This is a genomic window from Hydrogenophaga sp. FW305-3-2-15-A-LB1, from assembly GCF_058787875.1.
Map to the genome: position 1 here is coordinate 23,628 of NZ_JBYTAE010000065.1, position 10,967 is coordinate 34,594.

General features: G+C 70.3%; 12 protein-coding genes. 5 read left to right on the plus strand and 7 right to left on the minus strand.

Features of this window, described 5'->3' with window-relative positions; genetic code table 11:
- Positions 1 to 9: 9 nt before the first annotated feature.
- Positions 10 to 1,194, minus strand: a complete 1,185-nt coding sequence (locus tag AC3WPZ_RS19345) for a DSD1 family PLP-dependent enzyme (protein ID WP_492441061.1) — start codon at positions 1,192 to 1,194, stop codon at positions 10 to 12.
- The gene (locus AC3WPZ_RS19350) at positions 1,178 to 1,819 is read right to left on the minus strand and encodes a histidine phosphatase family protein (protein ID WP_291120998.1); all 642 of its coding nucleotides are present in this window, start codon (positions 1,817 to 1,819) and stop codon (positions 1,178 to 1,180) included. Before AC3WPZ_RS19350 ends, AC3WPZ_RS19345 begins: the two co-directional genes overlap by 17 nt.
- A 198-nt stretch (positions 1,820 to 2,017) precedes the next feature.
- Between AC3WPZ_RS19350 and AC3WPZ_RS19355 the strand changes: the two genes are divergently transcribed.
- Positions 2,018 to 4,294: a hybrid sensor histidine kinase/response regulator gene (locus AC3WPZ_RS19355; protein ID WP_492441063.1), complete on the plus strand. Its 2,277-nt coding sequence runs from the start codon at positions 2,018 to 2,020 to the stop codon at positions 4,292 to 4,294.
- A 22-nt stretch (positions 4,295 to 4,316) separates the two neighbouring features.
- On the opposite strand, the gene AC3WPZ_RS19360 is transcribed toward AC3WPZ_RS19355, so the two are convergent.
- The 4 genes from AC3WPZ_RS19360 to AC3WPZ_RS19375 are packed head-to-tail and all read right to left on the minus strand — an operon-like array spanning position 4,317 to position 7,184.
- Positions 4,317 to 5,021 (minus strand): DUF4136 domain-containing protein, encoded by a 705-nt coding sequence (locus AC3WPZ_RS19360; RefSeq protein ID WP_291121002.1) that lies wholly within the window; start codon positions 5,019 to 5,021, stop codon positions 4,317 to 4,319.
- A 42-nt stretch (positions 5,022 to 5,063) separates the two neighbouring features.
- A complete protein-coding gene (gene ttcA, locus AC3WPZ_RS19365) occupies positions 5,064 to 5,993 on the minus strand; it encodes a tRNA 2-thiocytidine(32) synthetase TtcA (RefSeq protein WP_382323051.1) in 930 nt (309 codons plus the stop codon).
- Between the two features lie 10 nt (positions 5,994 to 6,003).
- A complete protein-coding gene (locus tag AC3WPZ_RS19370; protein ID WP_382162308.1) occupies positions 6,004 to 6,378 on the minus strand; it encodes a dihydroneopterin aldolase in 375 nt (124 codons plus the stop codon).
- A 17-nt stretch (positions 6,379 to 6,395) separates the two neighbouring features.
- Entirely contained in the window at positions 6,396 to 7,184 is a 789-nt protein-coding gene (locus AC3WPZ_RS19375) for an SDR family oxidoreductase (protein ID WP_382323052.1), read from the minus strand.
- Positions 7,185 to 7,212: 28 nt separating this feature from the next.
- On the opposite strand from AC3WPZ_RS19375, the gene AC3WPZ_RS19380 reads away from it, so the two are divergent.
- From AC3WPZ_RS19380 to glk, 4 genes are read left to right on the plus strand one after another with little or no spacing between them, the layout of a single operon-like run.
- Positions 7,213 to 8,328: a class I SAM-dependent methyltransferase gene (locus AC3WPZ_RS19380; RefSeq protein ID WP_492441065.1), complete on the plus strand. Its 1,116-nt coding sequence runs from the start codon at positions 7,213 to 7,215 to the stop codon at positions 8,326 to 8,328.
- A 2-nt stretch (positions 8,329 to 8,330) separates the two neighbouring features.
- Entirely contained in the window at positions 8,331 to 8,525 is a 195-nt protein-coding gene (locus AC3WPZ_RS19385; protein WP_291121019.1) for a DUF2905 domain-containing protein, read from the plus strand.
- A gap of 11 nt (positions 8,526 to 8,536) precedes the next feature.
- Positions 8,537 to 8,983, plus strand: a complete 447-nt coding sequence (gene trxC, locus AC3WPZ_RS19390) for a thioredoxin TrxC (RefSeq protein WP_382323054.1) — start codon at positions 8,537 to 8,539, stop codon at positions 8,981 to 8,983.
- A 58-nt stretch (positions 8,984 to 9,041) separates the two neighbouring features.
- Positions 9,042 to 10,016 carry a glucokinase gene (gene glk / locus AC3WPZ_RS19395; protein WP_382323055.1) on the plus strand — a complete coding sequence of 325 codons (975 nt, stop codon included), beginning with the start codon at positions 9,042 to 9,044 and terminating at the stop codon, positions 10,014 to 10,016.
- Here glk and AC3WPZ_RS19400 read toward each other — a convergent pair whose 3' ends face one another.
- Complete coding sequence (locus tag AC3WPZ_RS19400; RefSeq protein ID WP_382323056.1) at positions 10,017 to 10,925, minus strand: mechanosensitive ion channel family protein; 909 nt, start codon at positions 10,923 to 10,925, stop codon at positions 10,017 to 10,019.
- Between the last annotated feature and the right edge of the window lie 42 nt (positions 10,926 to 10,967).

Below are 10,967 nucleotides of genomic sequence, written 5' to 3' on the forward strand. Positions count from 1 at the left end.
CCCGGTCGGTCAGCCCAGCGCGCCGCGCGTGTCCACGGCGATCAGGCGCTCCACCTTGCCCTCGGACAGGCCGCCGCGCACGCCGAACAGGAGGTCGTGCAGGTTGACCGTGGGGTCGCAGTGGCCGGGCACGAGCCAGACCGTGTCGCCCAGGTCGGGCAGGGCCTGGCCGGCGTGGGCCGCGCGCAGGATGCCGTGCTCGTCCCCGCCATTGGCGAACACCAGGCCCGGTGGGCTCCACACGGCCGGCAGGCCGCTGTCGATGGCGTGGCTCTTGTGGCCGGCGTCGCACACCGCGTGCTGGGCGCCCCGGCTCATCACCTGCGCCTTGAGGAACAGCGCATGCTCGAACACCGGGGCCAGCGGCGCGCTTTCGTTGCGGGCGTAGTCGGCGTCCATGAACAGGTAGGAGCCCACCTGCAGCTCGCCCCAGACGTGGCTGGCCGTCTCCAGGGAGAAGGTGCCCGTGCCCGCGCCGGTGATCAGCGGCACCGTGAAACCCGCGGCCTGCAGCCGCTCGCGCGTGAGCGCGGCGGCCCAGGCCGCCTCGCCGATGGCCTTGGCCCGCTCGGCCGGGTCGCGCCGGTGCTGGGCGCCGCCGTGGTAGGCCTGCAGGCCGGCGAAGCGCAGCACCGGGTGCTGGGCGATCAGGCGGGCCAGGTCCACGGCCGGTTCGCCGGGCGGCACGCCGCAGCGGCCCTGGCCGACGTCGATTTCCACGAACACGTCGATGCGGTTCTCACCGCCCACGCTGGCGGCCTCCAGCGCCTGCGCCAGGCGCAGCACGCCGGCCGCGCTGTCCACCGCGATGGCGAACCGCGTGTCGGGCAGGGTGCGCACCGCCTGGGCCAGCCGCTGCAGCTTGTGCAGGGCGATCACTTCGTTGCTGATGTAGATGTCGGTCACGCCGCCGCGGGCCAGCGCCAGGGCCTCGTCGGTCTTCTGCACGCAGACCCCCACCGCGCCGTGGGCCATCTGCAGCCGGGCGAGTTCGGCGCTCTTGTGCATCTTGGCGTGCGGCCGCAGCCGCAGGCCGTGGGCCCGCGCGTAGGCCGCCATGTGCGCGAGGTTGCGCTCCATGGCGTCGAGGTCGATCACCAGGGCGGGGGTGTCGAGCTGCGCCACATCCTGGCCGATCAGGGCCTGGGCGTTCTGCCAGCGCGGGCTGCGCGCAGGGTCAAGTGGCACGTTCATCGAGGGGGGCCCCGGATTGCAGGTGGTTGGTGTCGGCCCAACCCACCAGGCTCAGGCCCTCGGGTGACCACAGCAGGCGGTTGATGGCGGTGTTGGGCAACTCCCAGCTGCGCGGCGCGGTGAGTTCCAGTCGCGTGGCGGCGCGGTAGAGGATGTCGAGCACGCCGCCGTGCGCGACCATCAGCACCTGTTCCCCGGGGTGGCGCGAGGCCAGTTCGAGCACGGTGGGGATCACGCGGCGCTGCAGCTGTTCCAGCGATTCGCCGCCGGCGGGGGCGAAATCGGGCATGCGCTTGCGCCAGGCCAGGGCCTCGGTCGGCCAGCGCTGTTCGAGCTCGGCCCAGGTCTGGCCTTCGAAACGCCCGAAATGGCGCTCGCGCAGGCCCTGGTGGGGCGTCACGCTCAGGTTCTTGACGCGGGCGACCGCCTGCGCGGTCTCGAAGGCGCGACCGAGGTCGCTGGCGTAGACGGCGGCAATCGGTTCGTCGCGCAGCGCTTCGGCCAGCTGGGCGGCCTGCCAGCGGCCGCGCTCGTTGAGGGCGATGTCGGTGTGGCCCTGGATGCGCGTGTCGCGGTTCCAGGCGGTTTCACCATGGCGCACGGCCAGGATGCGGGTGACTTGCAAAGGGGGTCCTTGAACGCGGGCGAAAGACTGCAACTGTACCGGGGGCGCCACTGTCGCGCGTGCCGAAACGTCAGGAAAACCGGGGTTTGCGAGACAATTCGTTGCATGACGCCGCCGCCATCCCCGCTCGACGGGGATTTTTCCACGCTCTTCAATTTCCTGCCGATCGGGGCCTACCGAAGTTCACCCGAGGGGCGGATGCTGCGGGCGAACCAGGCGCTGGTGTCGCTCAACGGCTACGCGTCGGAGTGGGAGATGCTGGCGTCGGTGAACGACATCGCCCAGGAGTGGTACGTCGATCCCACGCGCCGGGCCGAATTCAAGCGCCAGCTCGAACGCGACGGCTTCGTGCGCGGCTTCATCTCGGAAATCCACCGCCACAAGACGCGCGAGCGCGTCTGGATCAGCGAGAACGCGCACGGCGTGCGCGATGCGGCGGGCGTGTTGCAGTACTACGAAGGCACGGTGGAGGACATCACCGACCGCATGCGCGACCAGAAAGCCCTGCGCGAGAGCGAGGAGCAACTGCGCCTGATCACCGCCCAGGTGCCTGGCGCCGTGTTCGCCGTGTACGTGCGCAACGACGGCGGGCGCGAGTACCGTTTCCTGAGTGCCGGCATCCGCGACATCTACGGCTTCGAGGCCGACGACCTGATGCGCAACCCCGCCTTGCTCGCGCGCTACTTCCACCCGGAAGACCAGGCCATGCTGGAGCGCGACCGCCAGGCCATCCTGGCCGGGCAGTCCAGCCTGGAAACCGAGTTCCGGGTCGTGCTGCCCGACGGCACCATCAAGTGGATCTGCAACCGTTCTTGCGCGGTGTCGGCCGACGACAACGGCTTCCTGCGCGTGGGGGTGCTGTTCGACATCTCCGACCGCAAGGCGGCCGAGGCCGCGCTGCACGCCAGCGAAGCGCTGTGGAAACTGGCGCTGGAGAGCACGGGCGATGGCCTGTGGGACTGGAACCTGGTGACCGACGAGGAATTTTTCTCCGAAGGCATGAAAGCGATGTTCGGCTACGACGAAGCCGACGACGTCAACCTGGCGGTGGCGCTGGACGCCTGCACCCATCCCGAGGACGTGGCCCAGATGCAGGCCGATCGGCTGGCGCATTTCGAAGGCCGCTCACCGGTCTACCGCAACGAGCGCCGCATCCGCTGCAAGGATGGCCAGTGGAAGTGGGTGTTGTCGCGCGGCATGGTGCTTTCGCGCGATGAAAGCGGAAAGCCTTTGCGCATGATCGGCACGCACACCGACATCACCGAGCACAAGCAGGCCGAGGCGCAGCACCGCGCGCTCGAAGCGCAGTTGCGCGAGTCGCAGAAGATGGAGGCCATCGGCACCCTGGCCGGCGGCGTGGCGCACGATTTCAACAACCTGCTCGCCGCCATCCTGGGCAACCTCGTGCTGGCGCGCGAAGACCTGGGTGAGCAGCACCCGGCGCAGGAGAGCCTGACCGAGATCAACCGCGCCGCCATCCGCGCGCGCCAGCTGGTGCAGCAGATCCTCACCTTCAGCCGGCGCCAGACGCAGGAAATGGTGCGCCAGCCGCTCACCCCGCTGGTGGAGGAGGCGCTGGGCCTGATGCGCTCGCTGCTGCCCGCCAGCCTCAAGCTCGTGGCGCGCCTGCCCGCCGCCGGGCTGCCGGTGCTGGCCGATGCGACCCAGATGCAGCAGGTGCTCATGAACCTGTGCACCAACGCCTGGCAGGCCATGGAAGGCCGCTCGGGCGACATCACCGTGGCGCTGCGCGATGTGCGGCTGGACGCCTCGCAAGGCCTGCAGCTGGGTGGCCTGGCCGGCGGCGCCTACGCCTGCCTGAGCGTGGCCGACAACGGCCCCGGCATGGACGAGGCCACGCAGCAGCGCATCTTCGAGCCCTTCTTCACCACCAAGGCGCCGGGCGCGGGCACCGGCCTGGGCCTGGCGGTGGTGCATGGCATCGTCAAGGCCCACCGCGGGGTGATCGCGCTGCACAGCCGCCCCGGCGAGGGCTCGCGCTTCGATGTCTACCTGCCCCTGGCCGCCGGGGCGGCCGACGAGGCGCCGGCGCCCGCGCCCGTCACCGTGGCCACGGCCGCCGTGCCGGTGGCGCCCGGCAAACACGTGATCTACATCGACGACTACGAAGCCCTGGTGTTTCTGGTCGGGCGCCTGCTGCGCAAGCAGGGCTACCGCACCAGCACCTTCGAATCGGGCGAGGCGGCGATCGCCTGGTTGCGCGAGCATCCCGACGACCGGGTGGACCTGGTCGTGACCGACCAGAACATGCCGGGCATCTCGGGGGTGGACGTGGCGCGCGAGGCGCGCCAGCTGCGCCCGGGCCTGCGCGTGGCCATCGTCTCGGGGCACGTCAACGACAAGCTGATCGCCGAGGCGACCGAGGCCGGTGTGAGCGACGTGATGGGCAAGCAGGACAGCATGGACGCCCTGGGCGAGGCGATCCGCGAACTGCTGGAGGGCGCGACCCGCTGAGCCTTGCTGGGCCGCCCGCCGGTCAGCGGGGCACTTCGATGTTGACCTGGCGCGGGCCTTCCGGCGGCGCCGGGAAGTCGCGCAGCGCGGCGTCCAGCATGGCCGACCACAGGCCGTTGGTGCTGTTCCAGCGGCCATCGTGCGCGGCGCGCGTCTCGTACACCACCTTGCCGCTGGCGGCGTGGCGGATCACCAGCGACACCTCGCGCTTGTAGTACGGCGACTCCATGCGCGGGTACATCGGCATCCAGATGATCTGGCCACGGCCGGTCACCACGTAGTCGCGCCCGGGCATGGCATAACCGAAGCCGGGGCCGAAACCGCCGCCCCAATAGCCGCCCCAGTAACCGTCGTACGGGCTTTCCCAGGGCGCGCGCGGCAGTCGCAGCGTGCTGGCGTCCACCTGCACCAGCCAGGGGGATGCCGTGCCTTCGGCCGCGCGGGTCCAGCCCACCTTCACCAGGGCCTGTTGGGCGAGGCGCTCCAGCTCGTCCTGGCCGGTGGCGATCTTGCCTTCGCGCTGCGAGGGCAGGCGCTCGAAACGGTAGATCTGCGGCGCCTGGGGAATCGTCACCGGCGTGCCGGGCTTGCCCGCCTGGTCGGCCCAGCGCGCGAAACTCTGCACCTCGTTGTCGACCAGGTACACGCTGGCGCAACCGCTGAGCACCAGCAGGGCGGTGGCGGCGCCCCACACCTTGAAGGGGCGCAAGAGCTGTTGAATGGTCATGAAACCTCCTGAATGGCCTTGGCGGGCGCCCGAGGAGAAAACTCAGTGCGCCGCGGCAATCGGTATGACTGCGGCGGGCGCCGAAGCGTTCCCCTGCGGTGCGGGCCAGTCCGTTTCAGGGGGCAAGGCGCGTGCCGCCCCGGGCAGCGGCTCGTCGTCGAAGGCCTTGTCGCCGTCCTCGCTGGCCTCGCCCGTGGCCCGGATGGTTTCAAAAGGAAACAGCGAGCGGTCCATCAGGTGGCTGGGCACGATGTTCTGCAAGGCGGTGAACATGTTCTCGATCCGGCCCGGGAAACGTTTCTCCCAGTCCTTGAGCATCAGGCCCACCTGTTTGCGCTGCAGGTTTTCCTGGCTGCCGCACAGCGTGCACGGGATGATGGGGAATTCGCGCAGTTCGGCCCAGCGGCTGAGGTCCTTCTCGGCCACATAGGCCATGGGGCGGATCACCACGTGCCGGCCGTCGTCGCTCACCAGCTTCGGGGGCATGCCCTTGAGCTTGGCGCCGAAGAACATGTTGAGCAGCAGGGTCTGCAGGATGTCGTCGCGGTGGTGGCCCAGCGCGATCTTGGTCGCGCCGAGCTCGCTGGCCACGCGGTAGAGGATGCCCCGGCGCAGGCGGCTGCACAGGCTGCACATCGTCTTGCCCTCGGGAATCACGCGCTTGACGATGGAGTACGTGTCCTGGTTCTCGATGTGGAACTTCACGCCCAGTTTCGTGAGGTAGGCGGGCAGGATGTCGGCCGGAAAACCGGGCTGTTTCTGGTCGAGGTTGACCACGATCAGTTCAAAACTGACGGGCGCGCGCGCCTGCAGCTTCTGCAGGATGTCGAGCATGCCGTAGCTGTCCTTGCCGCCCGAGAGGCAGACCATCACGCGGTCGCCTTCCTCGATCATGTTGTAGTCCACGATCGCGCGGCCGACCTCGCGGCACAGGCGTTTTTCGAGTTTGTGGTTTTCGAGTTCGGTGTTCATGTCGGGTTCCTCACCACTGCCCGCTTTCCATGCGGATGGCGACCTCGCAGTCGTCGAAGATTTCCAGCTTGGCGATCTTCACGCGCACGCCGATCACGCCGGGCAGCTGGATCAGCCGGCGCGTGAGCTTGCCGATCAGGCTCTCCAGCAGGTTCACGTGCTCTGCGGTGCATTCGTCGATGATGATCTGGCGCACCTTGCGGTAGTCCAGCACATGGCCGATGTCGTCGTCGTGCGGCAGCAGGGGCTGCGTGCCCTGGTTGAGCTCGGCATCGACCTGGATCGGCTGCGGGCTCGACTTCTCGTGGTCGAGGATGCCCAGGTTGGCGTTGAAGCGCAGCCCGGTGAGCGTGAGGATCTGGTTGCCGGCGGCGGTGGCGTTCATGGTGGGCGTGCGCTGGGTTACATCAGCGAAAAATCGCGCTCGAAGCGCATCAGGTGCTGGCCGCCATCGACCAGCAGGGTGGTGCCGGTGATGGATCGGTTGTCCAGCGCGAAGGCCACGGTCGCGGCCACGTCCTGCGGGGTGGACGAGCGGCCCAGCGGCGACTGCTGGTGCAGTTCGGCGAATTTCTCGTCGCTCAGCAGGTGGCTGGTGAGCGTGAGGCCGGGCGCCACGCCCACCACGCGCACGCGCGGCGCCAGGGCCAGCGCCAGCATGGTGTTGGCGGCTTCGAGCGCGGCCTTGGAGAGCGTGTAGCTGAAGAAGTCCGGGTTCATGTTCCAGAGCTTCTGGTCGAGCAGGTTGACCACCACGCCCTCGGCCTGCCGTGCCTCCAGGTGCGCATGCAGGGCCTGCGCCAGCAGCACGGGCGCGCCGGTGTTGGCGCGCAGGTGCTGCTCCAGCGCGGCGAAGCCGAAGCTGGGCGCGCTGTCGTGTTCGAAGATCGAGGCGTTGTTGACCACCGCGTCCAGCTGGCCGAAATGCGCCACCACGGTCGGCAGCAGGGCGCGCACGCTGGCCTCGTCGCCGAGATCGGCAAAAAAGGTGTGGGCGCTGCCGTCGCGCCCGCTGCGCAAGGCGCAGTCGGCGGCGGTGCGGTGCGCGTCGTCGGCCGAGTGGCGGTGGTGCACCGCCACGTTCCAGCCCGACTGCGCCAGCGCCAGCGCGATCTCGCGGCCCAGGCGCTTGCCCGCGCCGGTGACGAGCACGGTGCGCGTGGCAAGAGGCGGGGGGGTGGCGCTGGGCATGAAGGACAATCCGGGGGTGCGAACCCCCATGGCAACAGAACACGAGAGTTTAACGAGCCCCTTGCTGGCGCGGGTGCGCGAGGCCATCGCCCAGGGCGGCGGCTGGCTGCCGTTCGACCGCTTCATGGCCATCGCGCTCTACGAGCCCGGCCTGGGCTATTACGCCAACGCGCTGGCGAAATTCGGCCACCTGCCCCAGGGCGGCAGCGATTTCGTGACCGCGCCCGAACTCACCCCGCTGTTCGGCCAGGCCCTGGCGCGGCAGGTGGCGCAGGCGCTGGCCGCCAGCGGCACCGACGAGGTGTGGGAGTTCGGCGCCGGCACCGGCGCGCTCGCCCTGCAGGTGATCGAGGCGCTGGCCGAACGGGGGAAGCCGCTGCGGCGCTACACCATCGTCGACCTCTCGGGCAGCCTGCGCGAACGCCAGCGCCACACCCTGAGCGCGCACGTGGACCGTGTTCATTGGGCCGATGCCCTGCCCGAGCATCTGCATGGCGTGGTGCTCGGCAACGAGGTGCTCGACGCCATGCCGGTGCAACTGCTCGCGCGCACGGGGGGCGTGTGGCACGAGCGCGGGGTGGCGCTGGACGCGGCGGGCGCCCTGGCCTGGGCCGACCGCGCCACCGAGCTGCGCCCACCGCTGGCGGTGGAGGGTGGGCACGACTACGTGACCGAAATCCACCCGCAGGCCGAGGCCTTCGTGCGCACCCTGGGCGACCGCCTGAAGCGCGGCGCGGCCTTCCTGCTCGACTACGGTTTCCCCGAGGCCGAGTACTACCACCCGCAGCGTGCCATGGGCACGCTGATCTGCCACCGCGCGCACCGCAGCGACAGCGACCCGCTGAGCGACGTGGGCGAGAAGGACATCACCGCGCACGTGAACTTCACCGGCATCGCCCTGGCCGCGCAGGACGCGGGGCTGGACGTGCTGGGCTACGCCAGCCAGGGCCGTTTCCTGTTGAACTGCGGCCTGCTGGACCTGGCGCAGCGCGCCGACGCACGGCAGAACGCGATGATGCAGAAGCTCGTCAACGAGCACGAGATGGGCGAGCTGTTCAAGGTGATCGCGCTGGCACCGGCCGGCAGCGCCGCCGGCTGGGTGCCCCTGGGTTTCGCGGCCGGCGACCGCACACACCGGCTCTGAGCATGATCCGCTGGATGATCGTCATCTTCCTGGCCCTGCTGCTGATCAGCTGGTTCACGCCGCTGCTGCGCAAGCTGGGCTTCGGGCGGCTGCCGGGCGACTTCCACTTCAAGGCCTTTGGCCGGGAATGGTTCCTGCCCTTCGCCACCACCGTCGTGCTGAGCATGGTCGCCAGCCTGATCGGCTACCTGATCTGAGGGAGCGCCCCATGACCGCCGAGTCCCTGCACATCGTCTGCCCGCATTGCCACACCACCAACCGCCTGGCCCGCGAGGCCCTGGGCCAGGCGCCGGATTGCGGCAAATGCCACCGCGCGCTGTTCGACGGCCACCCGGCGGCGCTGGACGAAGCCGCCTTCGAGAAACACGTGGGCCGCTCCCAGGTGCCGGTGCTGGTGGACTTCTGGGCCCCCTGGTGCGGTCCCTGCCGCGCCATGGCGCCCCAGTTCGAGGCCGCCGCGCGCGAGCTGGAGCCGCACGTCCGCCTGGCCAAGGTCAACACGGAAGAAGCCCAGGCCCTGGGCGCGCGACTGCAGATCCGCAGCATCCCCACGCTGGCGCTGTTCGTGAACGGGCGCGAGGTGGCGCGCCAGCCCGGCGCCATGGGGCAGGCCGACATCGTGCGCTGGGTGCGCTCGAACCTGCCGCGGTCCTGAACACGCCCGCCGCCTGACGCGGTATGGTCGGGGCTTGTCCGACCTTTTCCCGCGCACCATGTCTTCATCTCCCCGACAAGGCCGGCTGCTGGCCGACGTGGGCGGCACCAACGCCCGCCTGGCCTGGCAGGACGGCCAGGGCGCACCGATCGAGCACATCCAGGTGCTGCCGGTGGCCGAGCACGCCAGCCTGCAGGCCGCGATCCGCGTCTACCTCGGCGGCCTGGGCCGCCAGCCCACGGCGGCGGCGATCGCCATGGCCAACCCCGTCACGGGCGACCGCGTGAGCATGACCAACCACGACTGGTCGTTCTCGCAGGCGGCCTTGCGCGACGAACTGGGCCTGAGCACGCTGCGCGTGCTCAACGACTTCACCGCCCTGGCCCTGGCCCTGCCGCACCTGCCCGCGCACGAGCTGCGCCAGGTGGGCGGCGGCGCGGCGGTGCCCGGCGCGGCCATCGCGCTGCTGGGCGCGGGCACGGGGCTGGGCGTGTCGGGCCTGCTGCCCGATGGTGCGGGCGGCTGGGTGCCGATCGCCGGCGAGGGCGGTCACGTGACCCTGCCCGCGGCCACCGCGCGCGAGCGGGTGGTGATGGACGCGCTGGTGCGCCGCCACGGCCATGCCTCGGCCGAGCGCGTGGCCAGCGGCACCGGCTTGCTGGAGACCTGCCAGATCCTGTGCGAGGCCGATGGCGTGGACGCCCGCGCGTTCGGCAGCGCCGCCGCCGTCACCGAGGCCGCGCTGCAAGGCCGGCATCCGCAGGCGCTGGAGGCCCTGGAGATGCTCTGCGGCGTGCTCGGTGCGGTGGCCGGCAACCTCGCGCTCACGCTGGGTGCGCGCGGCGGGGTCTACATCGGCGGGGGCGTGGTGCCGCGCCTGGGCACCTGGTTCGACACCTCGCCGTTCCGCGAACGCTTCGAAGCCAAGGGCCGCTTCGAGGCTTACCAGAGCGGGATTCCGGTGTGGGTGATCACCGCGCAGCAATCGCCCGCGCTGCTCGGCGCCGCCCGCGCGCTCGACGCGCGGCCCTGATCACGACTGGGGCGCGGCCTGCGCGGCGCCCAGCGGCGGGACCGCTCCCTCGCGGTCCTGCCCCGGGTACACCATGAGGTGTGGCACCGGGATCTGGATGCCCTGCGCATCGAAGGCCGCCTTCAGGCGGCGCAGGTACTCGCGCTTGATGCCCCACTGCTCCAGCGGCAGGGTGCGGAAGCGGCAGCGGATGATGAGCGCCGACTCCGCCCAGTTGTCCACGCCGGCGATCTCCATGTCGGCCAGGATGCGGGGCTCGAACGCCGGGTCGGCGCGCAGTTGCGAGGCCACGTCGCGCATCACGGCCATCACGTCCTCCACGTTCTCGCGGAAGGCCACGCGGATGTCCATCACCGCGTGGCTGAAGTCGCGCGTCATGTTGACCACGGTGTTGATGTACCCGTTGGGCACGTAGTGCACGTTGCCGTCGTAGTCGCGCAGCTGCACGTAGCGCAGCGTCACCACCTCCACCATGCCGGCGTGGTCGCCGATCTTGACCACGTCGCCCTGGCGGATCTGGTTCTCCAGCAGCAGGAAGAAGCCGGTGAAGTAGTCCTTCACCAGGCTTTGCGCGCCGAAGCCCACCGCCAGGCCCACCACGCCCGCCGCCCCCAGGATGGGCGCGACCGACACACCCACCTCGCCCAGCACCAGCATGCCGGCCACCAGGCTCACCACCACGACGATCAGGTAACGGAACACCCGGTCCAGCGTCTGGGCGCGCTTGGCGGCCTCGCGGTCGTCCAGCCGGCTGGCGATGCGCTCGCGCAGCGTGCCCACCACGCGCTGCAGCACCACCACCAGCAGCCAGGCCACCAGGACGATCAGCACGATGCGCGTGAGGCTGGCGGCGGCGCCGCCCAGGCTGGTCCACCAGCGGGTGGCGATGTCGATGAAGGCTTCGTTCATGGGGTGCTCCGGAAAAAGAAAAAGCAAAGCGGGGGGGGGGGG

Excerpts from the sequence above, each read along its gene's own strand:
- AC3WPZ_RS19345 (WP_492441061.1), bottom strand. The coding sequence starts at position 1,194 with ATGAACGTGCCACTTGACCCTGCGCGCAGCCCGCGCTGGCAGAACGCC.
- AC3WPZ_RS19355 (WP_492441063.1), top strand. The coding sequence starts at position 2,018 with ATGCTGCGGGCGAACCAGGCGCTGGTGTCGCTCAACGGCTACGCGTCG.
- AC3WPZ_RS19360 (WP_291121002.1), bottom strand. The coding sequence starts at position 5,021 with ATGACCATTCAACAGCTCTTGCGCCCCTTCAAGGTGTGGGGCGCCGCC.
- ttcA (WP_382323051.1), bottom strand. The coding sequence starts at position 5,993 with ATGAACACCGAACTCGAAAACCACAAACTCGAAAAACGCCTGTGCCGC.
- AC3WPZ_RS19370 (WP_382162308.1), bottom strand. The coding sequence starts at position 6,378 with ATGAACGCCACCGCCGCCGGCAACCAGATCCTCACGCTCACCGGGCTG.
- AC3WPZ_RS19375 (WP_382323052.1), bottom strand. The coding sequence starts at position 7,184 with ATGCCCAGCGCCACCCCCCCGCCTCTTGCCACGCGCACCGTGCTCGTC.
- AC3WPZ_RS19380 (WP_492441065.1), top strand. The coding sequence starts at position 7,213 with ATGGCAACAGAACACGAGAGTTTAACGAGCCCCTTGCTGGCGCGGGTG.
- AC3WPZ_RS19385 (WP_291121019.1), top strand. The coding sequence starts at position 8,331 with ATGATCCGCTGGATGATCGTCATCTTCCTGGCCCTGCTGCTGATCAGC.
- trxC (WP_382323054.1), top strand. The coding sequence starts at position 8,537 with ATGACCGCCGAGTCCCTGCACATCGTCTGCCCGCATTGCCACACCACC.
- glk (WP_382323055.1), top strand. The coding sequence starts at position 9,042 with ATGTCTTCATCTCCCCGACAAGGCCGGCTGCTGGCCGACGTGGGCGGC.
- AC3WPZ_RS19400 (WP_382323056.1), bottom strand. The coding sequence starts at position 10,925 with ATGAACGAAGCCTTCATCGACATCGCCACCCGCTGGTGGACCAGCCTG.